This is a genomic window from Bacillus sp. PSXD-155 (assembly GCF_049310765.1).
Classification (GTDB): domain Bacteria; phylum Bacillota; class Bacilli; order Bacillales; family Bacillaceae_G; genus Bacillus_A; species Bacillus_A cereus.
In genome coordinates, this window is sequence record NZ_JBMOWC010000007.1 from 72,983 (window position 1) to 98,700 (window position 25,718).

The window sequence follows — 25,718 nt, forward strand, 5'->3', positions numbered from 1 at the left end:
ATCGTTCGACTATCTATATTTTTTATATAGGTAGTTGACTTTTTCTCTTTTATAAAGCTTAATAATTAGATATACGGAATTAATGGAAGGGGAGCGACACCTTTATGTCACAAGCACAAAGTATTTTATTAGAAAGCGGAACAAATGAATTAGAGATTGTTACGTATACTGTTGGTGAAAACCTATTTAGTATTAATGTTATGAAAGTACGTGAAATCATTAATCCATTCCCTGTTACAACTGTGCCAGAATCTCATCATGCAGTTGAAGGTGTTGTTCAAGTACGTGGTGAAATTTTACCTGTTATTAACTTGGCAATGGCTCTTAATTTAAAGTCAACAAAGCCACTTGATCAAACGAAATTTATCATCTCAGAATTAAACCAAATGAAAGTTATTTTCCGCGTTGATGAAGTGCATCGTATTCAACGTATTTCGTGGGAACAAATTGATGAACCAGCTTCATTATCTATGGGACTAGAAGAAACGACATCTGGTATTGTAAAACTAGATGGCAAAATCATCTTACTATTAGATTATGAAAAAATTGTATGTGAAATTAGCGGCACTGGTTATGACAATAAATCAATTGCAGGGTTAGAACAAAAAACAGATCGAGCTGAAAAAGTAATTTATATTGCAGAAGATTCAGCGATGCTTCGCCAAATATTAGAAGAAACATTATCATCAGCTGGATATACGAAAATGAACTTCTTCAGCAATGGTGCAGAAGCGTTAGCACAAATTGAAAAATTAGCGAAAGAGCAAGGCGAAAAAATGTTTGAACATATTCACTTGCTAATTACGGATATTGAAATGCCAAAAATGGATGGACATCATTTAACGAAAGTGGTTAAGGATAGTGAAGTAATGAATCGTTTACCAGTCATTATTTTCTCTTCATTAATTACAAATGAATTATTCCATAAAGGTGAAGCTGTAGGAGCAAATGCTCAAGTAAGTAAGCCAGATATTCAAGAGCTAATTGGTTTAGTTGATAAGTTAGTACTTTAAAAGTTTCTATTTAGCCGGAATAGAAGCTCTAGCCAAGTGTTGAGCGGTCAGTGCTTAATAGAGCCCTATGCGATGTTGAGACCAGAGATATGAAGTGGTTATAGGTAAGTAGAAGAGCTGGAGTATAACATTTTTCTATTTAGTAGGAATAGAGGAACTACTTATGTAAGGAAGTTTTCAGTGATTAATAGAGTCTCATTCGATGTGAGTTCAGAGGTATGAAGTAGTTTTAGGTAAGAAGAAGTGAGACTTCGATTGAGGATTTGAAGACTGGGGTTATAACTCTATTCTGTTAGAGAGAGGAAGGAATTAGCCAATGCTACATATGGCTAATTCCTTTTTAGTATTCTATACTTTAAGCTGGTAGAAAAATGAAAGGTTTCTGGGGTGTTTGGCGCTGTATGTATGAAAAAATCTTCATTTGAAGATTTTTGATTTAAAAATATAAGCAAACGTATTTTCGATGGTTATTTTAGTAATATTTCGTGGTAACGCAAATTTTTTCGGTGAAAAAATATTCAAAATACCATATAATATAATTAAATGTAATTAATATGCAATTTTACATATTAATAAAAAACATTTTCCAATTTTTTATACTTTCTATACATTTTTGTATGTTGATTATTTGACAGATAATTTCGAACTGTTATAATATGGATATGTAAAAATTGCTATTTTCTTAAAAGACATGGGAGTCAGATGAGAATTGTGAAAGGATGAGGGGGAGTGGCACAGATTATGTATCACCACACAGCAATTAATGTATTAGGTCTTTTACAAAACATGTCAAATAATAAAATGAACGATATGCAACTAGAGGTGGAATTAAAAAAAATAGAAAAAGAATTCCAAGTAAAGTATGAAGAATTAGTTGATTTGCATAATAGAATGGTATTATTTCAAATAGATATAGAAAAAAATGGCGGGATGCGAGCATATGAAAAATCAGCAATTACATGGCTGAAGTCTGAACTAGAGCTACTGTATGCAGTATATCAATTTTGTCAACGTCACGGTTTAAACATTTTAAATATTTCAAAATACGTAAGTAAAAATGAACTAAATCTTTTTCCAAAAACAGAAAGTCAATTGCAAAATACGTATTATAAATTGAAAAAACGTGAAATACCGTTTGAAAATATTGAAAAACAAAAACCAGGACGAAAGCGAAAATATATACCAGTAAAAGAGACAATTGTTGCAAGAAAACAAGAAAACGAGTACGAATTAAAAGAAGAAATCCAGCATAAAGAGGATGAAAAAAATCTTGTAACAGTTATATCTGGTATCGTTGATAACTTTGAAACAATTAATCAGTGTAGTGAAAGAAAAGAAGACGAACTACATCAGTTTATGGAAGGTATTTATAAGCTTTCTAGCATGGCAGCAGGGCGTTCTAGAGAAGAAAAGAATACACGTAGCTTAGAAGGTGAATTGCAGTCGTTACAACTAGAAAACGAAAGGTTAAAACGAGAGAAAGAAGAGCTTGTACAAGATATTAAAGGTATGACGCAGCTTTTAATTCATTTCATTACAAGTTCTGATATTGATCAAATTCGTAAATTACCAACTTTCGTACAAGATTGTAAAATGGAATTACATAAACTAGGGCTATATAATGCACAGGACGGTAAAATGAAAATTATGGTTGATCGTAGCGGACAAGTTATGACCGTAACACAGTAATAAAATTTGGGTACAAAATAAAAGGGAGATACATAGTTTATATGTATTTCCCTTTTATTTTGTATGGAATCGTTCCAAAGAAGGAAGATGAATTTTTACGATTGTAGTAGTTTAGAAACCATTTGCGGAATTTGGTTCGCTTGTGAAACCATACTAAGCGCAACTTCAGTCAATAATTTGAACTTTAAAAAATCACTCATCTCCTGCGCCATATCTGCATCTTCAATTCGAGATGCAGCATCTGTTAACGCCATACTTTGGCTATTTAAATTTTCAATATTAAACTGTAAACGATTTATCATAGAGCCAAGGTCGGCACGATGAAGTGACACACTTTGCAAAGCCTCTTCAATTTTACGGATTGCCGCACTTGCTTCTTGTTCTGTTGAAATCTTGATGTCATGTTGTGTAGGGGAAGGGGGAATGTGTTTCGGCATATTTATTGTATGACCGATATCGTCTAATGTAAAAGGGCGGTTTTGACCATCAAATACGGATAAATCATTAAATTCAGTCGTCTTGCCAATATAGCTAATTTGTTCTGTTAAAGATTGAAACTCTTTATTTAGTGGATCACGGTTTGCATTTGAATTTGTCCCGTTTGCGGATTGAATGGCTAAATCACGCATGTGCTGCAAAATATTCGTAACAGTTTGAAGGGCAGCTTCTGCCGTGCGAAGCATCGATATCGCATCCTCATTATTACGAATCGCCACGCGCATACCACTTGCTCTCGCATGCATACGAGTAACAATTGCAATATTAGAGGGATTATCAAAAGCAGTATTCAGCTTCTTACCAGTCGCCAAATGCTCCATCGCAACATTCATACGTTTCTCATTCTCATACAACGACTGCCTAGCATTCATACTCAAAACATTCGTACCAATACGCATAATAGACACTCCTTATAGATTGATATAGTTAGTATCTTTTAATCTAATAAACAGTTATGGAAGGATAGAGGGGCTTATGCTTATTTACTGTTTGTGTTTTAACATAAGAGGGGATCAAGATAAGCACTGACCGCTTCTATGCACCGCAGATGCTTTCTTTCACATAAAAAAGAAGGTTTTATAAATCATCTATCTATATAGAAAAAATAAACCTCTCCGCAAGCAGAGAGGTTTATTCAAGAAACTAACTCAAATGGCTTATTGTAATAATTTAGAAACCATTTGTGGAGTTTGGTTTGCTTGAGAAAGCATGCTGATACCAGCTTCGTTCAAGATTTTGAACTTAGTCATTTCAGACATTTCTTTCGCCATGTCAGCGTCTTCGATTTGAGAAGCAGCTGAAGCCATAGAAGAAGATTGGCTCTTAAGGTTGTTTACGTTAAAGTCTAGACGGTTTAATGTAGCACCTAGAGTTGCACGGTTGTCAGCAACTTTTGTAAGGGCAGCGTCAATTGCTGCAATTGCACTAGATGCATTTGAAGTTTCAAGTTTTGCACCAGCAGCAGGTGCTGTGAATGCAGCTCCAATTGCTTTAGCATTGTCTACAGTTTTGTCGTTTTCAAAAGTTGTAATTTTTTCGTTAATAGCCTTAACGTCATCACTTGACATGAAATCTTTTACTTTTTCAAATGCTTTTTTAAATTCTCCTACTTTAGTTTCGGCATCTGTTGCATCGTCTGCCAATCCAGTTAGGTTTCCTTTAGCAGTATTTGCACCTGTACGGTCTAAATCAGCAAGTGTTTTTTCAGTTTTTCCGTTAATTTGTAAATTATTAAGTTTTAATTCGTTAGTAGAAACATCTGATAATTTGATATTAATTTGTTTTCCAGTATCAGCATCATCTAATGTTTGAATTGCGATAGATTCTTTAGAACCATCTAGTAATTTTTGATCGTTGAATTCAGTATTTTTAGAAATGTAGTCAATTTGATCTTTTAATGCAGTAAATTCTTTGTCTAGTGCTGCTTGGTTTCCATCAGTATTCGTACCATTCGCAGATTGGTTAGCAAGGTCACGCATACGAAGTAAGATGTTAGATACTGAGTTCATTGCTGAGTCAGCTGTACGGATTAAAGACATACCGTCTTGTGTGTTGTTAGCTGCAACACCTAATCCGCTTTCACGAGCACGCATACGAGTTGCGATTGCAAGACCTGCTGCATCGTCAGAAGCGTTGTTGATACGTTTACCGCTTGATAAACGGTCCATAGCGTTGCTCATTTTTGCTTGGTTTTGGCGCATGTACTCTTGCGTACGCATGCTGTTAATGTTTGTATTAATTCTCATGTTAAGAAACCCCCATTTTTTTATATTGACTTTTCTGCAAATTGAAAAACGGTAATATGCGAAAAAATCAATTTCGAGATTTATTGTAATCCTTGCCACAACGGGTGTCAACTAAAAATTCGAATTAATAAATATAAAAAAATAACAGTTTAACAATATATTCATTTTTTTATTACATAATTATTAAAAGGATTATTGCAAACTTTAAAAAAAAACTCTAATATTAGATTATCTTTGTTTACCGAAAAGGTGATATTATGATAGTTGGAAATATAGTAAAAGAAGTGCTTGCATATAAGAAAGGGCAAATTCAGCAAAAGCTAAGTAGTCCACAAGCATTCGTTAGTAGTCGTTTTCAAGAGAAGTTGCAGAGTGAGCCTGCGAAGGAGACGAAGGCTACTACGCAGCCGGCAAACATAGAAGATATGAGTCAGCCGGTACAATCTACGAAAATAGAAGCGGTTGTTAATAAGCCGGTAGAAACTATTAATAAAGTAGATGAAGCGAGTAAGCCTGAAGAAAAGGCTGAAACGAAGAAAGCAGATGAAGTGCAAGTTGCGCAAAAAGAGTTTGAACGACGTTTCCCAGAAACGAAAAATGAGGCTGCTGATACGTGGGAATTAACGAAGAAGTATAATATTCAAAAAATACGTTCTTCTAATGAAGGGAAGTATGAGGATATTATTGATCGTGTAAGTCGTACATATGGAATTCCAAAAACGTTAATTCAAAAAATGATTGAAGTAGAGTCTAATTTTAATCCGAAAACGGTGTCACACGCAGGTGCGATGGGACTTATGCAGCTTATGCCAGCGAATGTGAAGGAGATGGGTGTGAAGAATCCCTTTTCACCAGCTGAAAGTATTGAAGGTGGCGTGAAAGAGTTAAGCGGTTATTTAAAGAAAAATAACGGCGACTTAGTATTGGCACTTGCTTCTTATAATGCTGGTCCTGGCAATGTGAGAAAGTACGGAGGCGTACCGCCATTTAAAGAAACGCAAGGATATATTAAAAAAATATTAAATATCGACGTTTCAAAATAAGAAGTTTCATATAGAGAGAACATGAAATTTTCGTGAACATGATATGGGAGTTGGCTAGATTTGAAATTACAAGATGATATTCCGTTAACAATTTATTTTGAAATCGGAAATACGAAAAAGAAAATTGAAGATCTGCTTCATATTACGAAAGGTACATTGTATCGTCTTGAAAATTCAACGAAAAATACGGTGCGTCTTATGCTTGAGAATGAAGAGATTGGAACCGGAAAGATTTTGACGAAGAATGGGAAGATGTACGTTGAAATCGTTGAATTGAAAAGGTAGGGAAGGGGATTGTCATGAGTGGCGAAAAATTAAGCCAAGAGCAAATTGATGCCCTGCTGAAGGCGGTAAATGAAGGCGAGGAAATGCCAGCTTTCGCACAAGAAGCAGGAAAGCAAGAGAAATTTCAAGAGTATGATTTTAATAGACCAGAGAAGTTCGGTGTTGAGCATTTACGTAGTTTGCAAGCGATTGCTTCTACGTTTGGAAAACAGACGTCACAGACGTTATCAGCGCGCATGCGTATTCCAATTGAACTAGAGCCTTCAACAGTTGAGCAAGTTCCATTTACGAGTGAGTATGTGGAGAAAATGCCGAAAGATTATTATTTATATTGCGTGATTGATCTCGGTTTACCAGAGCTTGGAGAAATTGTTATTGAGATTGATTTAGCATTCGTTATTTATATTCATGAATGTTGGCTTGGCGGAGATAGTAAGCGTAACTTTACGATGCGCAGACCGTTAACAGCGTTTGAGTTTTTAACGCTTGATAATATATTCTTGCTTCTTTGTAAAAATTTAGAGCAATCATTTGAAAGTGTTGTTGCGATTGAACCAAAATTTGTAACGACGGAAACAGATCCGAATGCATTAAAGATTACGACAGCGAGCGATATAATTTCATTACTTAACGTAAATATGAAAACAGATTTCTGGAATACGACGGTGCGTATCGGGATTCCGTTCTTATCTGTTGAAGAAATTATGGATAAGTTAACGTCTGAAAATATTGTCGAACATTCTTCGGACAAACGTAGGAAGTATACGTCTGAAGTGGAAGTGAAAGTAAATCAAGTGTACAAACCTGTTCACGTTGCAATTGATGAGCAGAAAATGACAATGAGTGAGATTGAACAAATTGAAGAAGGCGATATTATTCCGCTTCATACGAAAGTTTCGGATGAATTACTTGGTTATGTAGATGGAAAGCATAAATTTAATTGTTTTATTGGAAAAGATGGAACGCGTAAGGCGCTCCTATTTAAAAGTTTTGTAGAGTAGGAGGATCCATATGAAGCATGAAGTATCTCCCGTGTCATTAATGGGATTAGAAGATTTTGCAGGAAAGCGGAATGAAGCAGGTAAAGCACATATTGATACTGTTTCAGATATTTCGATTGAACTTGGTGTAAAGCTTGGAAAGTCATCTATTACACTTGGTGATGTAAAGCAGTTAAAAGTTGGCGATGTTCTTGAAGTAGAGAAAAACTTAGGACATAAAGTAGATGTGTATTTAAGTAATATGAAAGTCGGCATCGGTGAAGCAATCGTAATGGACGAGAAATTCGGTATTATCATTTCTGAAATTGAAGCTGACAAGAAACAGGCGGCGCTTATGAAAGCGCAAAGTCAAATGCAAGATAAAGAGTAGAGGAGGAGTCATATGTCGTATATGACGACCTTATTTCAAGTCGTTTTACTGTTTGGTGCGCTCGGTTACGGTGCATATTATATGACAAAAAAGACGCGCAAACAGCAGTTTTTTAAGCAGGGTGAAAATGGCCATATTCAAGTAAAAGACGGCGTGTATTTAAATCATCAAACGAGTGCCTTTTTATTTGAAGTGGACGGAAAGCAAGTGTTCACTGTTATTAGTAATAACGGTGTACAGTCTGTGCAATTAACCGGAACAGGAAATCAGTTTCAACAAGCACTAGAAGACGCGGTGAAGACTGAAACGAAAAAAGTAGAGGATCCATCATGAGAATAAAGAAACAGTTATTATTATTAGCCGTTATTTTCGTATTTTCTATCGTTTTTTCAATTATTTTTGTAAATCCAGCGTATGCGGCCCCGAACGGTTTTATTAATTTCGAAAATGGAAAAGAGTTTACGAGTAATTCAAGTGTACAACTATTTGCGCTCGTTACCCTTTTATCATTATCTTCTTCTATCGTTCTATTATTTACACATTTTACTTATTTTATGATCGTTCTTGGGATTACACGTCAAGGACTTGGGGTAATGAATTTACCACCAAACCAAGTGCTTGTTGGACTTGCATTATTTTTATCACTCTTTACGATGCAGCCTGTACTCGGGCAACTGAAGAGCGATGTGTGGGATCCGATGACGAAAGAGAAAATAACAGTAAGTCAAGCTGCGGAAACGACAGCTCCTATTATGAAAGAATATATGTCAAAGCATACGTATAAGCATGATTTGAAAATGATGCTGAAAGTACGCGGAGAAGAGTTGCCGAAAGATTTGAAAGATCTTTCCTTATTTACACTCGTACCATCCTTTACGTTAACGCAAATTCAAAAAGGTTTACTAACAGGGATGTTCATTTATTTAGCGTTTGTATTTATAGATTTGATTATTAGTACACTTTTAATGTACCTCGGGATGATGATGGTACCGCCGATGATTTTAAGTTTACCGTTTAAAATACTCGTTTTCGTATATTTAGGTGGATATACAAAAATTGTCGATATTATGTTTAAGACGGTCGCCTGAAGCGCTTGATGCTATGTGATAGGAGTCATATAAATGAATACGTCACCAATTATAGATATTTTCCAAACCTTTTTTTATAAAGGGGTTATGATTTTAATGCCGATTGCCGTTGTAAGTCTGATTGTCGTTATTATTATCGCGGTTATTATGGCGATGATGCAAATTCAAGAGCAAACGCTGACGTTTTTACCGAAAATGGCGAGTATTGTGCTCGTTATTATCATTTTAGGTCCGTGGATGTTCCAAGAGTTAACGATGCTTATTTTAGATTTATTTGATAAAATCCCATCGCTATTGCGTTCGTACTAAGATAGGTGAACTGAAATGAATATGGAATTATGGGCGGCGACGTTTTTTGCGTTTTGTCGCATTACTTCATTTTTATATTTTTTACCGTTTTTCTCAGGCCGATCCATTCCAGCGATGGCAAAGGTTACATTTGGACTTGCTCTTTCAATTACAGTGGCCGATCAAGTGGATGTCTCTCACATCAAGACAGTTTGGGACGTTGCAGCTTATGCAGCAACGCAAATTGTAATTGGTTTATCACTTTCAAAAATTGTAGAGATGCTGTGGAACATTCCGAAAATGGCAGGGCATATTTTAGACTTTGATATCGGTTTATCACAAGCAAGTTTGTTTGATGTAAATGCGGGCTCACAGTCTACTTTACTATCAACCATTTTTGATATATTTTTTCTCATTATTTTTATTTCACTTGGCGGCATTAACTATTTCGTTGCCACGATTTTAAAGTCGTTTCAATATACAGAGGCGATTTCAAAATTGTTGACGACTAGTTTTTTAGATAGTCTACTCGCAACGTTATTATTTGCGATCACATCAGCGGTTGAAATTGCTCTGCCGCTTATGGGAAGTTTATTCATCATTAACTTTGTTCTTATTTTAATTGCAAAAAATGCTCCACAATTAAACGTTTTTATGAATGCATACGTAATTAAAATTACATGTGGTATTTTGTTTATTGCGATGAGTGTACCGATGCTCGGTTATGTGTTTAAAAATATGACGGATGTATTACTTGAAGAGTATACGAAACTATTTAACTTTTTCTTAACGAAGTAGGGGGACGCGCATGGCAAAGGATAATAAAACAGAAAAGGCCACCCCGCAGAAGCGTAAAAAATCGCGTGAAGAAGGGAATATTGCCCGAAGTAAAGATTTAAATAATTTATTTTCCATTCTCGTATTAGCAGTTGTCGTTTACTTTTTCGGAGATTGGCTAGGGTTTGAGATTGCGAATTCCGTAGCGGTGCTGTTTGATCAAATTGGAAAAAATACAGATTCAACCGAGTATTTTTATTTAATGGGGATTTTATTACTGAAAGTATCGGCTCCGATATTAATACTCGTATATGCTTTTCATTTATTCAATTATATGATTCAAGTCGGCTTCCTATTTTCTTCTAAAGTCATTAAACCGAAAGCGTCACGTATTAATCCGAAAAACTATTTTACGAGATTGTTTAGTCGTAAAAGTTTAGTAGATATTTTGAAATCACTGTTTTATATGGGATTAATCGGTTACGTTTCGTACGTTCTCTTTAAAAAGAATTTAGAGAAAATCGTCAGTATGATTGGATTTAACTGGACAGCGTCACTTACTGAAATTATTAGCCAAATTAAATTTATCTTTTTAGCCATTTTAATTATTTTAATCGTTCTTTCTATTATTGATTTCATTTATCAAAAATGGGAGTACGAACAAGATATTAAGATGAAAAAAGAAGAAGTAAAAAGGGAGCATAAAGATAATGAAGGGGACCCGCAAGTAAAGGGGAAACGAAAAAACTTTATGCATGCGATCTTGCAAGGGACAATCGCGAAGAAGATGGATGGTGCAACGTTTATTGTGAACAACCCGACGCATATTTCAGTGGTGCTTCGGTACAATAAACAAGTTGATGCGGCGCCTATTGTCGTTGCAAAAGGGGAAGATGAGCTCGCATTATATATACGAACGCTTGCCCGTGAACATGAAATACCAATGGTGGAAAACCGTCCGCTTGCTCGTTCTTTATATTATCAAGTCGAGGAAGATGAGACAATTCCTGAAGATTTATACGTAGCTGTAATTGAAGTTATGCGCTATTTAATTCAGACGAATGAACTTGAAGTATAATAGCGCGTTTGGAGGAGATCTCTTTGTTTAAGATAGATTCTGCAAGAACCTATTTTTCTATCTTTTTAGCAGCGTCATTCGTTGTGGCGCTCTTAATTCCACTTCCACCATTTATACTTGATATCGTTATCGTTTTTCTGCTAAGTATGTCAGTACTTATTTATATGCGAGCGACAAGTATTAACGAGTGGGATGAATTAAAGTCATTTCCGACGATGTTGTTATTAATCGGGATTTTCCGCGTATCGATTAACGTTTCGACGACGCGAGCGATTTTAACAGACGGAAATGCCGGTCATGTTATTGAAGAGTTTGGCCAGTTCGTAATTGGCGGGAACTTATTAATTGGTATCGTTATTTTTATAGTTTTAATCATATTCCAGTTTATCGTTGCAAACGGTGCGTCTCGTACAGCTGAAGTAGCAGCTCGTTTTACACTTGATTCTTTACCAGGGAAACAAATGTCTATCGATGCTGATTTAAACCAGCGTATTATTTCAGAAAAAGATGCACAAGCAAAACGAAAAAAATTAAATATGGAAACAGAGTTTTACGGGGCGATGGATGGTGCCGGAAAGTTCATTAAAGGGGACGTTATTTTCGGGATTGTCATTTTATTCGTAAACATTATTTTCGGTTTAATTGTCGGAATGATGCAGCAAGGAATGAGCTTTGCAGATGCAGCTCTTCATTATACACAGTTGACTGTCGGTGACGGAATCGTAAACCAAATCGGTTCGTTAATGCTTGCAATTTCAACAGGTATTATCGTAACGCGTGTATTTGACGGCTCACCTGATACGGTAACAGAAGGTATCTTTAAAGAGTTATTAGCGCATGAAGTCGTTGTATATGCACTTGGTGGTTTATTTATCGCAATGGGTATTTTTACTCCGCTACCGTTTCTACCATTCGCACTCGTTGGTGGAACGATTATTTTCTTAGGCATTCGTAATAAAAATCGAATAAAGAAAGAAAAAGAAGACGAGCTTCAAAAAGAATTAGAAATGATTCAAGGCGAAGATGAGCAACTGCAACAAGTGGAAGATTCATTCGGAGTATTTACGGATAAATATCCGATTATTGTAGAACTCGGTTTAGATTTAGCAGCACTTGTAAAGCAGAAAATTAACGGGGAAACAGCTCGTGATAAAGTTGTTCTTATGAGGAAGTCGATTATTACTGACCTCGGTATTAATGTTCCTGGAATTAACTTTAAAGATAATACGAGCTTTAGACCACGCGGACGTTACATTATTCGAATTAAAGGTGCGAAGGCAGCTGAGGGTGTTTTAAAATCAGGTTATTTATTAGCATTGAAAACACCGAACGTAATGGCTGATTTAGATGCAGAGCCAGCGAAAGATCCGATTTTCGGTGAAGATGGGTATTGGATTTTAGAGCATATGGTGCAAGATGCACAAATGAAAGGCTATCAAGTGTTAGAGCCACTTAGCATATTAATTACACATTTAGATGTTGTCGTTAGACGTAATCTTCATGAATTAATTCAGCGTCAACATGTAAAAGACTTAATTAACTCGCTTGAAAATGATAATGGCGTTCTATTAGAAGAGATTAAGAAGAAAGAAATTGATTTATCACTCGTTCAAAATGTTATTAAACAACTTCTAAAAGAAGGTATTTCTATTCGTGATTTACCAACAATTATTGAAGGTATTATTGACGGAAAAGAAGTGTATCAAAATCACGTTGACGGTGTGACATCATTTGTTCGTGAATGTATTTCAAAAGTTATTTGTGAAAATGCGAAAAATCCGGACGGAAAAATATATGCAGCGCTCTTCTCTGATTCAATTGAGTTAGATGCGGATGTTGTGAATAATTCATATCAAGGTTACTTATTAAACTGGGATTTAGATTTAGAAACACGTGTCGTTGAGCAAGTGCAACGCGTCTTTAAGCAAGCACGTTTAATGGGAAGAGAACCAGTGTTATTAACACGTAGAAAAGATTTTAGATTTGCGATTGTAAGACTGCTAGAACGTTATCAAGTGGAAGCACAAGTACTTTGTATTAGCGAATTAGCACCAGAAATTGTTGTGGATCAAATTGCCTATATTGAATAGTAGGGGGTGAAGTAATGGAAAGTACAGAAAAGAAAGAAGCGTTAATGCGAATAAAAGCAGCTTCGAAAAATGAATTGTATCGAAAGTTATTTGACCAATATGGTACAGATTATTATTACGTTGTCGATGAAAGTGTAAAACGAAATATACCGTTTTTCTGGAAAAAGGATTATGAAATGTTAGTTGCTTTTCCAGAAGAAAAACAGGAAGAAGTGAATGAAGGTACAGCTCAATTTCATGAACAGTTAATGGATGTTGTGAATGATCCTTCAGAACAAATTGTGAAGGCGAATGGAATTCAATCAGTACTGCACAATTTAGAAAACGTAACGACTTCTATGTCATACGCGGCAATGCAAACAGGAAATAGTGAAGAATGGGCAAGAAAAAAAGAAAAACTATTAAAGCTGTTTGAAAAAGGAATTGTCGTGGTGAAACAGACGAAAGAAACGGAAGTACCGAAAAAGAAAAAAGTTGTGAAACAAGTCGTTCCGGTAAAGAAAGAAGAAGTAGTTCCAAAGAAAGAAAATCAAGAATCTGTACCGTTTATTATTCAAAAAGTAATTCGGATGCTAGAACAAAACGATGTAGAACAATATTTCATTTATGCATATGCTGAAAAGTTAAAAATAAAGTTTGAAAATGCAACGATGATTACGGAAGAAGAAGTTATTAGGTACATATTGGAAGATATGAAATCTCATTTCAATACGGAAAACGTCTTTGAAAAAGAAGTACAAACAATTGCATTAATCGGTCCAACTGGTGTTGGTAAAACGACGACGCTTGCGAAAATGGCATGGCAATTTCACGGTAAGAACAAAACAGTTGGTTTTATAACGACAGATCATTCACGCATAGGGACAGTGCAGCAATTGCAAGATAACGTAAAGACAATTGGATCGGAAGTAATTGCTGTGCGTGATGAAGCTGCCATGACAAGAGCGCTTACGTATTTTAAAGAAGAAGCGCGCGTCGATTATATTTTAATTGATACAGCCGGAAAAAATTATCGTACGACAGAAACAGTGGAAGAAATGATTGAAACGATGGGACAAGTAGAACCAGATTATATTTGTTTAACGTTATCAGCTTCGATGAAAAGTAAAGATATGATTGAAATCATTACAAACTTTAAAGATATTCATATAGATGGTATTGTGTTTACAAAATTTGATGAAACAGCAAGTAGTGGTGAATTGTTGAAAATTCCAGCAGTATCATCAGCTCCTATTGTATTAATGACAGACGGCCAAGACATAAGGAAAAATATACATATCGCTACAGCTGAACATTTAGCGAAACAAATGTTACAAACATCGTAGAAAAGAGGTGAAGAATAAGGCGCTTGCCTTATTCAAACGAATATGAACGGTCTTTATATAGGTTCTATGGGTATGATGAACTACATGCAGCGAATTAATGTTCATTCGAATAACGTTGCAAATGCTCAAACGACAGGATTTAAAGCAGAAAATATGACGTCTAAAGTATTTGATGTACAAGACACATATCGCCGCGGAGATGGGGCGGTAACAAATATCGGTTCGGTCGATTATGCTGTAGTACCAGCTGCAACACATGTGAATTTAGTACAAGGAAATATACAAATGACAAATAGCGCTACAGATTTCTTTTTAGATGACGGCGCAGCCGGCACAACATCATTTTTCGTTACTTCTAAAAATGATGAAACGTTTTTAACGAGAGATGGTAGTTTCACATTAAATAGTGATCGTTATTTACAAACATCTTCAGGTGCTTATGTTATGGATGTCAATAATGAGCGTATTCGTATTCCTGAAAATGTTGAGTTCTTCGTATCTAATAATGGAGAAATTTATAGAGAAGTTAACGACGGAACTTTGCAAGACCCAGATATTAAGAGAATAGTAATTGCACAGTTACAAACAAAAACAGTAGATGCAGAAACGAATGCTCGTCTCGTGCAACGTGAAAATAAAAGCTTTACACTAGCAGAAGGAAACATCGCTAATTTACCGAACGGAACAGGAATAGTAAAAAATCATATGCTAGAAAATTCAAATGTAGATATGACGAAAGAGATGGCCGATCTTATGACAGATCAAAAGATGATTCAAGCATCACAGCGCGTTATGACGTCATTTGATAAAATTTATGAAAAAGAAGCGAATGAAATATTGAGATAAAGGACTTCCAAAAGTGGGAGTCTTTTTTGTTATTGCTTTTATTACAGTTACATCATAAAATGATAATGATTATCAATATCATTTTATCTATTTTCATAAGAATAGAATTTCATAATGACAGCAATATTTGTTTAACTAAGTGAATTAAAAACAAGGGGATGGTGTATATATGTCTACAAAGAATCAACTTTGCATTGGATTATGTTTAATTTCTAGAAAGAAAGAACAAGAGAATGAGTTTAATTCCGGAATTGATGAACAAGTAGAGTTGGCACTACAGGCAGAAAAGGCTAAGTTAGATTTTGTTTTTAAAGCCGATTATTTAGTGGCGCACCCAGATTTAATTGCTCGTAATAAAGGGAATGTCATTTTAGACCCGACGTTACTGTTTACTGCTATTGCTTATGCGACAGAAAAAATTGGAGTCGTTACAACTGCTTCAACTTCGTTTTATCCACCATATATATTAGCAAGGCAATTACAATCGTTACACTGGATTAGTAACGGCCGAGTAGGGTGGAATATTGTTACATCCATTGACGGTGCTGAAAACTTTGGTGAGGAAGAGATGCCATCATCTGAGGAACGATACGCGAAAGCGGCAGAATGTACAGAGTTAGTAAGAAAACTTTGGAGGAGCCATCCTTATGAAGTGTTGAAAATAGATAACACTGAAGTTATTAGAGAGATGGCTAAACCAATTGAACATAGCGGTGAATATTTTGAGGTAAAAGGTCCACTTAATATTCCGCAGCATATATCAGGAGAAATGCCATTATTTCAAGCCGGTGCTTCAGAGTCTGGTCGGAATTTTGCTGCTTCTGTTGCTGATGCAATTTTTGCTGCAACGCCAGATGTAGAGTCAGGTATTGAACTTCGTCAAGATTTAAGAAGAAGAGCAGAAAAACATGGCCGAAAGCAAGATGCTATACGCGTATTACCTGGATTATATTTCTTTATAGGTGATACATATGAAGAAGCGTTAGAAATGCATAGGCAAGCTCATCAACATCTCACAAAAGAGAAGAGATATGCGTTACTTGAAATGGTTCTCGGATTAGATGCGAGAGGGATTCCGCAAGAAAGTAAAATTACAGAAGAGATGCTGCCAAGTCGGGATCAAACTGTTCGCAGTAAAACTCATGCCGAGTTATTACGGAACTTCATTATTAAAAATGAACCAACAGTTGAACAAATATTAGAACGACCAGAAGTTGTTGGATCGGCTCATTGGGTTGCAGTTGGTACACCAAAAGACGTTGCGAAGCAAATTATGGATAGGTTTGAGGCAGGGGCGTTAGATGGATTTATTGCTATTCCAGGAGGACCTCCAAAGTCACTAGATCTATTCTTTAGTGAAGTCATTCCTTTATTTGTGAAGGCGGGTGTATTTAGGGAAGAGTATACAGGTTGTACTTTACAGGAGCATTTGGCGGGGAACATATTAAATACTTTACAGTTAAAATAAATAATAGTATGTAGAAAAAAGCCTAATTATAAAAGGCTTTTTTTATTTAAAATTAAAAATTCTGAAATATAAGTTGACTGTATGAATGTTATTTTTTATATTAGTAGGTATAACTATAACTACTAAAGAGGTGAGAGTATGACAACGGCATTATATTTAGAAGATGCATACAAAACGAGTTGTGAAACAGAAGTGATAAAAGTAGAAGGGAATAAAGTATTTCTAAAAGAAACAGTTTTTTATCCAACTGGTGGAGGGCAGGAATGTGATACGGGTGTCATTGTACAAGATGGGTCTGTATTTGAAGTTGAAAAAGTAAAGAAGGAGCAGGGAGAAATAGTTCACTATATAAAAGATGAAGCTCAAGTAAAATTAGGTCCAGTTAAATTAGAGATGAATTGGGAAAGACGTCATAATTTAATGCGTCATCACTCGTTACTGCATCTTATCGGAGCTGTTGTTTATGAAAAGTATGGAGCACTATGCACCGGAAACCAAATTTATCCTGATAAAGCACGTATCGATTTTAATGAGTTACAAGAGTTATCGAGCGTGGAAGTAGAAGAAATTGTTGAGGAAGTGAATAAACTTATTGAGCAAAATAAAGAAATTTCCACTCGCTATATGAGCCGCGAAGAAGCAGAAAATGCTGTAGGAATGATTAAAACAGCAATAAATCTCCTGCCAACTACTATCCAAGAAATCCGCATTGTTACAATTGAAAATTTAGACGAACAAGCTTGTGGAGGCACACATGTGAAAAATACGAGTGAAATAGGAACACTTGTTATTGATAAAGTAAAAAGTAAAGGGAAGCAAAATCGTCGTTTTGAAGTAAGGGCGATTTAGATTGTGAGGGGTTACCGATGGATGAAATTATAAAGGAATTACAAAAGTTAGGATTTTCCCAGTATGAATGTAAAGCGTATATTGGATTGTTAAAACACTCCCCAGTAACAGGCTATGAAGTGAGTAAACAAACAGGAGTACCTCGTTCTATGATTTACGAGGTACTCGGTAAGTTAATGGATAAAGGAGCGGTGCATATTGTACCTTCTGAACCAGTTAAATATGTACCAGTACCAGCTACCGAATTAATGAATCGAATGCGAAAAGACTTTGAAAAATCCTTTGAATTTTTAGATGAGAAACTAAATTGTTTAGAACAAGAGCGACAAATAGATGTAATTTCGCATATTCGCTCAAATGATCGTGTTTTAAAAGAAATATGCAATATAATTAATAGGGCAAAGGAAGAATTATGGATTTCTGTATGGGAAGATCAAGTGCATGAAATTGAGCCATACATTCATCAAAAGAAAGAGGAAGGCGTACATATATTTTCAATCTTATTTGGAGCTCCAGAAACAAAAATAGGAGCGACGTTTCATCATAATTATATGACGCCCCACGTTGTTGAAAAGAGAATGGGTGGTCATTTAACTGTTATTGCTCGTGATGGAGAGGAAGTATTAATTGCGAACTTCTCAAATGATAGCACTTCATGGGCCGTTACAACGTATGACCCAGCGCTAGTTCTCGTTGCGACAGAGTATGTGCGGCACGATATTATGGTTGAAGAAATCACAAAGGAATTTGGAGCTGATAAGTTAGATACGTTATGGCGTGAAAATATAGATTTAGTTCATGTCGTAACAGGAAAACGAACTTTAGAAGGAATGGAGGATGATAAGGATGAGTAAAGCTGAGGCACATGTAGCTTTGCAGAGCGATGATACATTTCAGCAAGGAGTAAAAGATTGTTTACCAACTGTATTTGGTTATTTGAGCATCGGTATAGCAGCTGGTGTAATTGCAAAAACAGCAGGTTTTTCTATCATTGAAATTGCATTTATGTCCACTTTAATTTATGCAGGTTCTGCCCAATTTATATTAGCTGGTATGTATGCAGCCGGTGCTCCTGCTTCCGCAATTATTTTTACTGTATTTTTTGTTAATTTACGCCATTTATTAATGAGTGCTGCCCTCGCACCGTACTTTACGAAACTACCTCTATTAAAAAATGTCATTATCGGTTCGCAAATTACAGATGAAACTTTCGGCGTTGCAATGCAGCATGCAGCGCAAAAAGGATATTTAGGTGAAAGATGGATGATTGGGCTTAATGTAACAGCGTATTTAAATTGGATACTTGCTACTATTATTGGTGGGCTATTTGGTGAGTGGATACCAGATCCACATACATACGGGATGGATTATGCATTACCAGCGATGTTTATCGGATTATTTGTTCTTCAGCTCATAAGTAGTAAACCAAAACTAGTAATTCATTTAAGTGTTGCAATTGTAGCGATTATTATCGCATACGTTTCACACCTATTTATGCCAGATAGTATAGCGGTTATTATCGCAACATTACTAGCTGCGACGATTGGAGTGGTGATTGAAAGATGGAAATGAGATTAGATGTATTATTACTTTTACTAGCAGCAGGAGCTGTTACACTCGTGCCACGTATTTTACCTCTACTCGTGTTTAGCAAACTACAAATTCCTGACTGGGGTTTAAAATGGTTAAATTACATACCAATTGCGATATTAGCAGCGCTTTTAGCACAAGTTTTATTTATGCATGAGACGATACAGTGGGATTATCTTATTGCAGCAATTCCAACATTTCTTGTAGCGATATATACTCGTAGTTTATTAGGTACAGTATTAACGGGAGTGGTTGTGATTATTTTGTTACGTTTCTTTTTCTAAAAAGGATTCAGCTCATATAATAGCGAAAAGTGTAATAACATGAAAAATATAGGGGTGGTGTTATGATACTTTTAACGATAGGAGCAATTTTGTTAACGTTGTTTATTTTCTTTATTATCGGTTTCGTTACGTTTATGATGTTTGTTGATAAGGCGACACCTCAAATATATTATACACCTTGTGAATCAGTGACAGTGAAAACTAAAGGTAAACATAGAAGGAAGAAAAGTTGAAAGTTGGCTTTTCTTCCTTCTTCTATTACATCCCCGAAAGAACTAACAACAACAGCCCAAATAGAAAACTAATAAAGGAAAGAAAACCAATACATATCGAGAACACACGATTATTTCTCCATTCGTGCCAAAAAGCGATAAATCCTAAAATACAAAGGAAAAACCAAATGGGCAGGAATATGAACTCGCTAACTTTCTCGGGGAGTAACGAATAAAAAGTTGTTACATATAAGATCCAATTTGTAAAAAATAAAATGCAAATGATAATAGATTGTAAGTAGGGGCGGTTGAAAAATATCCCTTTTTTTACGGTTTTAAAAATGATAGTTAGCGCTGAGATAAAGGCAATGAGTATGAAAACAAGTAAGAGTAATGTCAGCGTCATTTTGAGTCTCCTTTATAAGATTGTTCTTATCACGCATGGGCAGTAAGACCCACATCTTAAAACTCAACGTAAGAAAAGAGATTAGGTGGGGGATGAACACCCCCCACTGATTGAAGTTTCACTTTACAAGAAATGAATCTATTAAATGGTATGCTTGTTTTGTAGAGTGCCAGTTATATTTTTTAGTGTACGGATTTAGAAATCCATGTTCACCGTGTAGTTGTTTTATTTCTAATAAAGGATTATTTTGTTGCTGCAATGTTTGAATTAAAGAGGATACTGAAAAACTAGCTTCTTTTTCAGGAAATATAAGTAGTGTAGCGCATGTAGGCTTTATGTGAACATAGTCGCGTATACGAGAACCGTAACATCCGATAATAAAATCTATTTTCGGATTGTTACTACATAGCCATGAGACGGTAGCTCCAACGCTAAAGCCGATAAGACCAATATGTGTATAACTACTAGAAAGATGAGAAATGAATTCTTCAATTTGCTTTTTTCCATAATCAAATCCAATATGATTTACAAAATGTTCATATGCTTTTTCTTCATCACTATAATGAAATGCATGTTGCGATTGTAGAAGGTTAGGACAGAATACGTCTATATGAGATGAAGTAAAGTGGTTGGTAACGTGATGCATATGGTCGTTCACACCATATATTTCATGAACAATAACGAGAGCTACTTTTTTCTTCATAGTTATATTGTGCCTCTTTGAAACTTAAATTCTTTCTCAACAAGGCAGATACGCAGGTGGAAGTTTTCATACCATTGCTCACGACCTCTTTTTTTCGCTTCTTTATGTAAGGTGTTCTTTTTCCAATTTTCAATCGCATCAAGTGATTCCCAATAAGAAATTGTTATTCCGAGTCCAGAATTACCTCGTGCACTTTCTACACCTAAAAATCCAAGTTGCTGTTTCGCAAGTTCCTCCATTGTTTCGGCAACGGTACTATAATCTTTCGTATCATTTGATAAATTAGAAGTGAATATAACTGCATAATAAGGTTTGTTTTTTTGTAAATCAGATTTCATTGTCTTTCCCCCTTAATATATAGTGCGAATAATTGATTCATAGTTTGTATTTTAGCAGGTCAAAAAAAGAAAAGAAGTAGAAAATTCTTATTTTTTTCATCCCATGTAAAATAGAGGGGTAGAAGAAATTTATAGTAAATAATCTAAAGTAAGAAAAACGCCACTCCAAAAAATTGAAGTGGCGTTTCTTATATTTCCTCTAAACTATTAACTGGAACTGTTAATTCGCGTTTTGGATTTGTTACTTCATATATGCGGGCGGTTTCGTTGCTTTCGTCGACGTGTTGAATCATAACAGGCATGCCTTGGAAACTGACATTGGCTTCTTCAGATGACTCGGAAAGCTCTTTTGCACGTTGTATATTCATTTATATTCCTCCCATCATTATTATCTTTGCAAAAATAGAGGAATAATATACCATTTTGAGACGTTCTTAAAGTTTTTGTATTATTTGTAATGTTTCTTTAATAAATGCAGAGAAAATAGAATCCGGATAAGATTGTATAATTTGATTTGCTTTTGTTGCTTCTTCAAGAGCTCTTGTTTTATCATTTAGTCTGACGTAACAAAGTGCACGATATGCACCTGCTGTTGTAAGCCACGCTTGATCAAGTGGATGGTTCATATAATCCGGTATAATACCACGTTGCAATGCTTGTAAAGCTTCCTCGTAACGTTTTAATCCGTATAAAGCTTTTCCTTTTTCAAGATAATACAATCCGTCGTCTTGAAAAATTGGTTCATCTTTTAGTTTTTCTCGAAATTGTTCTAGATGTTCTAATGCAATTGTATATTCATTCGTAATTGTGTTGTAGTAGTAAGCCTTTAAAAGATCAACAATCGCAGCGGATAAAGTATCTTCTGTAAAGATGGCAAATTGCTCAGATTTTTTTATGTAATATAAATATTGTTCTTTATCAGCTGTAATGACTTTTTGGTAAGATAAAATACGGTAAAATTCGTCTGTTTTAAAATACACTTGATGCTTTTTTGAAAACGCGAGTGCCTCTAATATCGTTTTTTCACATTTTTCATAATCGCCACATGCTAGTAAAATGATGGCTTCATATAAACATAACTCGATATGTATAATGAGATCCATTTCTAAATGTTTCTCTTCATAATCATTTCTAATACTAGCTATAAGTTGTAAACATTCATCATATTCTTTACGTGTGAATATCGCAAAAGATAATTTTAATTTTGTTTCTGTACTGTCGCGGTATAACTTATATTTTTCAAAAATAGAAACAGCTTTTTCTACGTAAGATTCAATGCTGTAATCTTTCATAATCGCCGCAGCAGTTATAAATTGTTTGTATAAACGAGCTGTATTTAAAGTAGAAGGTAGTTCTTTTTGAACAATCGGTAGTAGAGCTTCATATACTTCATCACATTTATTTTTCTTTATGAGTTGCTCCATTTTTGTAATGAGTTCTGCCATTTCTATATCATCTTCTTCTAGTAAAAAACTTGTTTCACATCCAAGTTTTTCAGCGATATATTGCAATGTTTTCATAGAAGGTGTAGCTTTTCCATTTTCAATTTGACTAAGCATACTTTTTGTGAGTTCCGAACCTGCCAGTGCTGTTTGCGTAAGCTTTTTTTCTTTTCGTAATGCTTTGATTTTTTCACCGAGAGTTGCCATATTATTGCTCCTTTATATTCAAAAAGTTTAATTGTATTTAACTTTTTATTGTGAAAATTGGAAAGTTGATTATATAATAAGTTTAACACAATTTAACTTTTAAGGGGAGAGAGTCAAAAATGGGAGATATAAGTATAGGACAACATGATTCAAGAATGAAGATTGCAACTAGAAATATCATTTTAATGATGATTGGAAAAATGACGTCTTTATTAGGCGCAGGTATTTATACGTTCGCAATGGGGTTATATGTATTAAAGACTACTGGTTCAGGGATGGGGTTTGCAATTACGCTCGTTTGCGGATCACTTCCAAGGATGATCTGTGGCCCAATTGCTGGTGCTGTAGCAGACCGTGTGAATCGAAAATGGCTTGTCATTGGTACTGATTTATTAAGTAGTTTAACGATGCTTAGTATGTTTATTCTTGCTACTATATTTGGGCCATCACTTCTTTTTATTTATATTTCAGCAGCATTATTATCAATTTGTGCAAGTTTTTATTCTGTTGCATTAACTTCGTCTATTCCGAGTTTAGTAGATGAAGGACGTATTCAAAAAGCGAGTGCTTTAAATCAAACGGCAGCTTCTTTATCAAATATTTTAGGACCGATTATTGGCGGAGTTGTATATGGTTTCTTTTCAATTAAATCGTTTTTCCTATTAAATAGCATTACGTTCTTTTTAGCGGTTATTTTGCAATTATTTATCGTATTTGATTTATATAAAAAAGAAGTGGCTGAAAGTACAGAGCATTTCTTGACGAGTATAAAAGAAGGTTTTTTATATGTAAAAAGACAACGTGAAATATATGGTTTAATGAAAATAGCATTGTGGGTAAACTTTTTTGCGTGTGGTCTAACAGTTGCACTTCCGTACATTATCGTCCATACATTGCATTTATCTTCAAGGCAACTCGGTACTGTAGAGGGAATGTTAGCAGTCGGGATGCTAATGGGAGCGATTGCTTTATCAGTGCGTAAAGAAGTGAATAATCCGTTTCGTTCTATTTATACTGGACTGTTTTTGTTTGCAGGTTTAAGTTTATGTACAGTCTTTCCGTTGTTAGTTGTCATTCCAAAAGTAGCAAGTTTTATTTACTATATTGCTTTTATGATGTTAACTGGTATAGCAATTATGATTGTAAACATTCCAATGCAAGTACATATGCAAAAAACGACAGATCCGAGCTACCTAGGGCGTGTGTTTGGCCTACTTGAAACAATTGCGACTGCAATCGCACCGCTTGGTATGATTGTATATGGACTACTATTAGATATGTTGCCAACTAGCATTGTTATGATGACAATAGGTGGAGGGTTATTGTTAGTTGTATTAGTTGGAGTAAAGCAACATATGGCGAAAAAACAAGTAGATGTGTCCGCTTAAAAATAAGAAAATAATAAAAATTTGACTTATCATTATAAAAATGACTAAATTAGTATTTTAGTTTTTGAAACTCTTTTTCATGTATGTTAAAGTAAAGTGAGCTTGCAAAGAAAAGGAGACAACAGCATGAAAAAATTAAGTTTTGTTATGCTTTTTCTATTAGTCGTAATGGCTGGATGTAGCAATTATGACACATATATTGAAACAGGTATGCAATCATTGAAAGATGAAAAGTATAGTGATGCAACAATGTGGTTCGAAAAAGCAGAAAAAGAGAAATCAGGAAATGAAGCGAAATCATATAAAGAAGTTGCTGAGAGAATGGATCACGGAGCAACAGCATTAAAAGACGGTAAGTATTTAGAAGCGAAAGACATTGCAAATGAAGTGTTACAAAAGAAAAAAGATGATGAACTTGAAAAAGCTGTAACATCAAATGCAGAGAATATGCTTCAAAAAGCAAAAGATGTGGAAGAGAAAGTAAATGAAAGAGTGGCAAAGCGTAGAAAGGTAGAAGAAGAAGGAATCGATAAAATTATTAAAGCTGTCGATAGTATAGATGAAGTGAAAGAAAAAGAGAAGAAAGTATCAGAAGCATTAGATAAGGCTGAAGAGGCGCAAGCAAAAATTGAGGCAAAGAAAAATAAATAGATTTATAGTTTAAAAGGCTGTCGTGCATAACGACAGCCTTTTAATTTTTTGTTGCAAATGAAGTGATGCTCTGTAGTAAAAAAGAAATGATTTTAGAATTCCATCTGTCCTCATGATGAATCGTATAAATGTTACGCTGAAATTCAAATTCAGGGATTGGTATATAGCATAGCTCATTTCGTTGTATTTCTTGCTCGATAGCAAGTTTAGAAATAAAGGCAATTCCATTACCATATTTTAAAATTTGTTTCATCGTTTCTAATGAGTCTAATTCAATTTCAGATTGGAATGTAATGTTGTGCGCCAACGTCCATTGTGTAAGTAAATCTCTCGTTGTAGATGGATTACGATGCAATAGTATGCGTTCCTTTTCGATATTTTGTAACGATACATTGTCTTTCTTTGAAAAATGATGTTCTTTGGAAAAGGCAAGAACAAGTGTATCGGGCATTATATTCGTTTGTTTTAAAAGTGGTTCATCAAATGGAGCAGCGGAAATTATCCCAAGATCGATTTCGTGATTTTGTAGCATCATTCGAATTTCAGGGGCTGTTTTCACTAGTAGCGTTATTTTTATATTGGGAAATTCACATTGAAATTGATGAACGACTTCTGGCAAAAGATAAGTCGCTGGTACATAACTAGCGCCGATTGTTATAGCACCTTTATGAAAATCTTTAAACTCTTGCGTGACACGTCTAGCTTCTTTCATAAGTGCATCTATTTTACAAGCATAATGGTGCAAAGCCTCACCAGCCTCTGTTAAGAAATACCTTCCAGAACGTAATTCGAATAGAGATACACCGAGTTCTTCTTCTAAGCTTTTTATATGAAATGTAATAGTTGGTTGTTTAACGCCAAGTTTTTCTGCAACGATTGTAAGCTTTTTGTATTTCTTAATAAGTACTACAATTTCTAATTTTAAGAGATTCATTATGAATTGCCGCCTTTTTTATTTTAACTATAGAAAAAATCTATAGAAATAAATAGTTTATTAGAAGTTTTTTAATTTAATCTTTACAGTACATTAACATTCAGTATAAA

General features: G+C 35.0%; 30 protein-coding genes. 22 read left to right on the forward strand and 8 right to left on the reverse strand.

Annotation, left to right across the window (positions count from 1 at the left end; all coding sequences use genetic code 11):
* Positions 1-104 precede the first annotated feature (104 nt).
* Both ACO6VI_RS10140 and ACO6VI_RS10145 read left to right on the forward strand, forming a co-directional pair.
* Entirely contained in the window at positions 105-1,013 is a 909-nt protein-coding gene (locus tag ACO6VI_RS10140) for a chemotaxis protein (protein ID WP_000075943.1), read from the forward strand.
* 741 nt (positions 1,014-1,754) lie between these two features.
* Positions 1,755-2,702, forward strand: coding sequence for a DNA-binding domain-containing protein (locus ACO6VI_RS10145; RefSeq protein ID WP_119683173.1), 948 nt, complete (start codon positions 1,755-1,757; stop codon positions 2,700-2,702).
* Positions 2,703-2,797: 95 nt separating this feature from the next.
* Here ACO6VI_RS10145 and ACO6VI_RS10150 read toward each other — a convergent pair whose 3' ends face one another.
* Positions 2,798-3,598 (reverse strand): flagellin, encoded by an 801-nt coding sequence (locus tag ACO6VI_RS10150; protein ID WP_161519770.1) that lies wholly within the window; start codon positions 3,596-3,598, stop codon positions 2,798-2,800.
* Positions 3,599-3,856: 258 nt separating this feature from the next.
* A complete protein-coding gene (locus tag ACO6VI_RS10155; RefSeq protein WP_098447243.1) occupies positions 3,857-4,945 on the reverse strand; it encodes a flagellin in 1,089 nt (362 codons plus the stop codon).
* Between the two features lie 257 nt (positions 4,946-5,202).
* Here ACO6VI_RS10155 and ACO6VI_RS10160 point away from each other — a divergent pair, with 257 nt between their 5' ends.
* The 18 genes from ACO6VI_RS10160 to ACO6VI_RS10245 all read left to right on the forward strand — a co-directional run bounded on the left by ACO6VI_RS10160 (position 5,203) and on the right by ACO6VI_RS10245 (position 19,560).
* Positions 5,203-5,988 carry a lytic transglycosylase domain-containing protein gene (locus tag ACO6VI_RS10160; RefSeq protein WP_098447242.1) on the forward strand — a complete coding sequence of 262 codons (786 nt, stop codon included), beginning with the start codon at positions 5,203-5,205 and terminating at the stop codon, positions 5,986-5,988.
* A 60-nt stretch (positions 5,989-6,048) separates the two neighbouring features.
* Complete coding sequence (locus tag ACO6VI_RS10165; RefSeq protein WP_000775712.1) at positions 6,049-6,273, forward strand: flagellar motor switch protein FliN; 225 nt, start codon at positions 6,049-6,051, stop codon at positions 6,271-6,273.
* A 14-nt stretch (positions 6,274-6,287) separates the two neighbouring features.
* Entirely contained in the window at positions 6,288-7,274 is a 987-nt protein-coding gene (gene fliM / locus ACO6VI_RS10170) for a flagellar motor switch protein FliM (RefSeq protein WP_098818562.1), read from the forward strand.
* Positions 7,275-7,284: 10 nt separating this feature from the next.
* On the forward strand, positions 7,285-7,644 hold the full coding sequence (gene fliN / locus ACO6VI_RS10175; protein ID WP_000680010.1) for a flagellar motor switch protein FliN: 360 nt from the start codon (positions 7,285-7,287) through the stop codon (positions 7,642-7,644).
* 12 nt (positions 7,645-7,656) lie between these two features.
* Complete coding sequence (locus ACO6VI_RS10180; protein ID WP_000121178.1) at positions 7,657-7,977, forward strand: hypothetical protein; 321 nt, start codon at positions 7,657-7,659, stop codon at positions 7,975-7,977.
* On the forward strand, positions 7,974-8,732 hold the full coding sequence (locus ACO6VI_RS10185) for a flagellar type III secretion system pore protein FliP (RefSeq protein ID WP_065228575.1): 759 nt from the start codon (positions 7,974-7,976) through the stop codon (positions 8,730-8,732). Before ACO6VI_RS10180 ends, ACO6VI_RS10185 begins: the two co-directional genes overlap by 4 nt.
* Positions 8,733-8,765: 33 nt before the next feature.
* Positions 8,766-9,041 (forward strand): flagellar biosynthetic protein FliQ, encoded by a 276-nt coding sequence (locus tag ACO6VI_RS10190; protein WP_001098080.1) that lies wholly within the window; start codon positions 8,766-8,768, stop codon positions 9,039-9,041.
* A 15-nt stretch (positions 9,042-9,056) separates the two neighbouring features.
* The gene (locus ACO6VI_RS10195) at positions 9,057-9,818 is read left to right on the forward strand and encodes a flagellar biosynthetic protein FliR (RefSeq protein WP_001055695.1); all 762 of its coding nucleotides are present in this window, start codon (positions 9,057-9,059) and stop codon (positions 9,816-9,818) included.
* 10 nt (positions 9,819-9,828) lie between these two features.
* Complete coding sequence (gene flhB, locus ACO6VI_RS10200) at positions 9,829-10,875, forward strand: flagellar type III secretion system protein FlhB (RefSeq protein ID WP_063546976.1); 1,047 nt, start codon at positions 9,829-9,831, stop codon at positions 10,873-10,875.
* Between the two features lie 23 nt (positions 10,876-10,898).
* Positions 10,899-12,965 (forward strand): flagellar biosynthesis protein FlhA, encoded by a 2,067-nt coding sequence (flhA, locus tag ACO6VI_RS10205; RefSeq protein WP_065228578.1) that lies wholly within the window; start codon positions 10,899-10,901, stop codon positions 12,963-12,965.
* 14 nt (positions 12,966-12,979) lie between these two features.
* Positions 12,980-14,290 carry a flagellar biosynthesis protein FlhF gene (gene flhF, locus ACO6VI_RS10210; protein ID WP_071730842.1) on the forward strand — a complete coding sequence of 437 codons (1,311 nt, stop codon included), beginning with the start codon at positions 12,980-12,982 and terminating at the stop codon, positions 14,288-14,290.
* Positions 14,291-14,332: 42 nt separating this feature from the next.
* The gene (locus tag ACO6VI_RS10215; RefSeq protein ID WP_029441913.1) at positions 14,333-15,136 is read left to right on the forward strand and encodes a flagellar basal-body rod protein FlgG; all 804 of its coding nucleotides are present in this window, start codon (positions 14,333-14,335) and stop codon (positions 15,134-15,136) included.
* 169 nt (positions 15,137-15,305) lie between these two features.
* Positions 15,306-16,604 (forward strand): NtaA/DmoA family FMN-dependent monooxygenase, encoded by a 1,299-nt coding sequence (locus tag ACO6VI_RS10220; protein ID WP_098818561.1) that lies wholly within the window; start codon positions 15,306-15,308, stop codon positions 16,602-16,604.
* Between the two features lie 138 nt (positions 16,605-16,742).
* Entirely contained in the window at positions 16,743-17,453 is a 711-nt protein-coding gene (locus ACO6VI_RS10225; RefSeq protein WP_097853429.1) for an alanyl-tRNA editing protein, read from the forward strand.
* A gap of 17 nt (positions 17,454-17,470) precedes the next feature.
* On the forward strand, positions 17,471-18,307 hold the full coding sequence (locus ACO6VI_RS10230; RefSeq protein ID WP_000343355.1) for a TrmB family transcriptional regulator: 837 nt from the start codon (positions 17,471-17,473) through the stop codon (positions 18,305-18,307).
* Positions 18,300-19,025, forward strand: a complete 726-nt coding sequence (locus ACO6VI_RS10235; protein ID WP_063546979.1) for an AzlC family ABC transporter permease — start codon at positions 18,300-18,302, stop codon at positions 19,023-19,025. Before ACO6VI_RS10230 ends, ACO6VI_RS10235 begins: the two co-directional genes overlap by 8 nt.
* Complete coding sequence (locus tag ACO6VI_RS10240; RefSeq protein ID WP_063546980.1) at positions 19,016-19,327, forward strand: AzlD domain-containing protein; 312 nt, start codon at positions 19,016-19,018, stop codon at positions 19,325-19,327. The genes ACO6VI_RS10235 and ACO6VI_RS10240 overlap by 10 nt, the downstream gene beginning before the upstream one ends.
* Positions 19,328-19,389: 62 nt before the next feature.
* Complete coding sequence (locus ACO6VI_RS10245; RefSeq protein WP_000602244.1) at positions 19,390-19,560, forward strand: DUF3951 domain-containing protein; 171 nt, start codon at positions 19,390-19,392, stop codon at positions 19,558-19,560.
* A gap of 25 nt (positions 19,561-19,585) precedes the next feature.
* Here ACO6VI_RS10245 and ACO6VI_RS10250 read toward each other — a convergent pair whose 3' ends face one another.
* The 5 genes from ACO6VI_RS10250 to ACO6VI_RS10270 all read right to left on the reverse strand — a co-directional run bounded on the left by ACO6VI_RS10250 (position 19,586) and on the right by ACO6VI_RS10270 (position 22,635).
* Positions 19,586-19,945, reverse strand: coding sequence for a hypothetical protein (locus tag ACO6VI_RS10250; RefSeq protein WP_080469764.1), 360 nt, complete (start codon positions 19,943-19,945; stop codon positions 19,586-19,588).
* 118 nt (positions 19,946-20,063) lie between these two features.
* Positions 20,064-20,648, reverse strand: coding sequence for a dienelactone hydrolase family protein (locus tag ACO6VI_RS10255; protein WP_063546981.1), 585 nt, complete (start codon positions 20,646-20,648; stop codon positions 20,064-20,066).
* Between the two features lie 2 nt (positions 20,649-20,650).
* Positions 20,651-20,986: an antibiotic biosynthesis monooxygenase family protein gene (locus tag ACO6VI_RS10260; protein ID WP_161519771.1), complete on the reverse strand. Its 336-nt coding sequence runs from the start codon at positions 20,984-20,986 to the stop codon at positions 20,651-20,653.
* A gap of 188 nt (positions 20,987-21,174) precedes the next feature.
* Positions 21,175-21,354, reverse strand: coding sequence for an H-type small acid-soluble spore protein (locus ACO6VI_RS10265; RefSeq protein ID WP_001025736.1), 180 nt, complete (start codon positions 21,352-21,354; stop codon positions 21,175-21,177).
* A gap of 66 nt (positions 21,355-21,420) precedes the next feature.
* Positions 21,421-22,635 (reverse strand): helix-turn-helix domain-containing protein, encoded by a 1,215-nt coding sequence (locus ACO6VI_RS10270; protein ID WP_088020796.1) that lies wholly within the window; start codon positions 22,633-22,635, stop codon positions 21,421-21,423.
* 119 nt (positions 22,636-22,754) lie between these two features.
* On the opposite strand from ACO6VI_RS10270, the gene ACO6VI_RS10275 reads away from it, so the two are divergent.
* Complete coding sequence (locus ACO6VI_RS10275) at positions 22,755-24,023, forward strand: MFS transporter (RefSeq protein ID WP_065228583.1); 1,269 nt, start codon at positions 22,755-22,757, stop codon at positions 24,021-24,023.
* A 126-nt stretch (positions 24,024-24,149) separates the two neighbouring features.
* Positions 24,150-24,674: a DUF4398 domain-containing protein gene (locus ACO6VI_RS10280; RefSeq protein WP_000736442.1), complete on the forward strand. Its 525-nt coding sequence runs from the start codon at positions 24,150-24,152 to the stop codon at positions 24,672-24,674.
* A 40-nt stretch (positions 24,675-24,714) separates the two neighbouring features.
* Here the strand turns inward: ACO6VI_RS10280 and ACO6VI_RS10285 are convergent, their stop codons facing one another.
* Positions 24,715-25,608 (reverse strand): LysR family transcriptional regulator, encoded by an 894-nt coding sequence (locus tag ACO6VI_RS10285; RefSeq protein ID WP_001050611.1) that lies wholly within the window; start codon positions 25,606-25,608, stop codon positions 24,715-24,717.
* Between the last annotated feature and the right edge of the window lie 110 nt (positions 25,609-25,718).

What these genes read in the sequence shown, in the direction of transcription:
- ACO6VI_RS10180 (WP_000121178.1), top strand. Translation starts at nt 7,657, where the DNA reads ATGTCGTATATGACGACCTTATTTCAAGTCGTTTTACTGTTTGGTGCG.
- ACO6VI_RS10155 (WP_098447243.1), bottom strand. Translation starts at nt 4,945, where the DNA reads ATGAGAATTAATACAAACATTAACAGCATGCGTACGCAAGAGTACATG.
- ACO6VI_RS10185 (WP_065228575.1), top strand. Translation starts at nt 7,974, where the DNA reads ATGAGAATAAAGAAACAGTTATTATTATTAGCCGTTATTTTCGTATTT.
- ACO6VI_RS10240 (WP_063546980.1), top strand. Translation starts at nt 19,016, where the DNA reads ATGGAAATGAGATTAGATGTATTATTACTTTTACTAGCAGCAGGAGCT.
- ACO6VI_RS10150 (WP_161519770.1), bottom strand. Translation starts at nt 3,598, where the DNA reads ATGCGTATTGGTACGAATGTTTTGAGTATGAATGCTAGGCAGTCGTTG.
- flhF (WP_071730842.1), top strand. Translation starts at nt 12,980, where the DNA reads ATGGAAAGTACAGAAAAGAAAGAAGCGTTAATGCGAATAAAAGCAGCT.
- ACO6VI_RS10195 (WP_001055695.1), top strand. Translation starts at nt 9,057, where the DNA reads ATGAATATGGAATTATGGGCGGCGACGTTTTTTGCGTTTTGTCGCATT.
- ACO6VI_RS10160 (WP_098447242.1), top strand. Translation starts at nt 5,203, where the DNA reads ATGATAGTTGGAAATATAGTAAAAGAAGTGCTTGCATATAAGAAAGGG.
- flhB (WP_063546976.1), top strand. Translation starts at nt 9,829, where the DNA reads ATGGCAAAGGATAATAAAACAGAAAAGGCCACCCCGCAGAAGCGTAAA.
- ACO6VI_RS10255 (WP_063546981.1), bottom strand. Translation starts at nt 20,648, where the DNA reads ATGAAGAAAAAAGTAGCTCTCGTTATTGTTCATGAAATATATGGTGTG.
- fliM (WP_098818562.1), top strand. Translation starts at nt 6,288, where the DNA reads ATGAGTGGCGAAAAATTAAGCCAAGAGCAAATTGATGCCCTGCTGAAG.
- ACO6VI_RS10265 (WP_001025736.1), bottom strand. Translation starts at nt 21,354, where the DNA reads ATGAATATACAACGTGCAAAAGAGCTTTCCGAGTCATCTGAAGAAGCC.
- ACO6VI_RS10225 (WP_097853429.1), top strand. Translation starts at nt 16,743, where the DNA reads ATGACAACGGCATTATATTTAGAAGATGCATACAAAACGAGTTGTGAA.
- ACO6VI_RS10245 (WP_000602244.1), top strand. Translation starts at nt 19,390, where the DNA reads ATGATACTTTTAACGATAGGAGCAATTTTGTTAACGTTGTTTATTTTC.
- ACO6VI_RS10190 (WP_001098080.1), top strand. Translation starts at nt 8,766, where the DNA reads ATGAATACGTCACCAATTATAGATATTTTCCAAACCTTTTTTTATAAA.
- ACO6VI_RS10275 (WP_065228583.1), top strand. Translation starts at nt 22,755, where the DNA reads ATGGGAGATATAAGTATAGGACAACATGATTCAAGAATGAAGATTGCA.
- ACO6VI_RS10270 (WP_088020796.1), bottom strand. Translation starts at nt 22,635, where the DNA reads ATGGCAACTCTCGGTGAAAAAATCAAAGCATTACGAAAAGAAAAAAAG.
- ACO6VI_RS10140 (WP_000075943.1), top strand. Translation starts at nt 105, where the DNA reads ATGTCACAAGCACAAAGTATTTTATTAGAAAGCGGAACAAATGAATTA.
- ACO6VI_RS10280 (WP_000736442.1), top strand. Translation starts at nt 24,150, where the DNA reads ATGAAAAAATTAAGTTTTGTTATGCTTTTTCTATTAGTCGTAATGGCT.
- ACO6VI_RS10230 (WP_000343355.1), top strand. Translation starts at nt 17,471, where the DNA reads ATGGATGAAATTATAAAGGAATTACAAAAGTTAGGATTTTCCCAGTAT.
- ACO6VI_RS10285 (WP_001050611.1), bottom strand. Translation starts at nt 25,608, where the DNA reads ATGAATCTCTTAAAATTAGAAATTGTAGTACTTATTAAGAAATACAAA.
- ACO6VI_RS10250 (WP_080469764.1), bottom strand. Translation starts at nt 19,945, where the DNA reads ATGACGCTGACATTACTCTTACTTGTTTTCATACTCATTGCCTTTATC.
- ACO6VI_RS10235 (WP_063546979.1), top strand. Translation starts at nt 18,300, where the DNA reads ATGAGTAAAGCTGAGGCACATGTAGCTTTGCAGAGCGATGATACATTT.
- ACO6VI_RS10220 (WP_098818561.1), top strand. Translation starts at nt 15,306, where the DNA reads ATGTCTACAAAGAATCAACTTTGCATTGGATTATGTTTAATTTCTAGA.
- ACO6VI_RS10260 (WP_161519771.1), bottom strand. Translation starts at nt 20,986, where the DNA reads ATGAAATCTGATTTACAAAAAAACAAACCTTATTATGCAGTTATATTC.
- ACO6VI_RS10145 (WP_119683173.1), top strand. Translation starts at nt 1,755, where the DNA reads ATGTATCACCACACAGCAATTAATGTATTAGGTCTTTTACAAAACATG.
- fliN (WP_000680010.1), top strand. Translation starts at nt 7,285, where the DNA reads ATGAAGCATGAAGTATCTCCCGTGTCATTAATGGGATTAGAAGATTTT.
- ACO6VI_RS10215 (WP_029441913.1), top strand. Translation starts at nt 14,333, where the DNA reads ATGAACGGTCTTTATATAGGTTCTATGGGTATGATGAACTACATGCAG.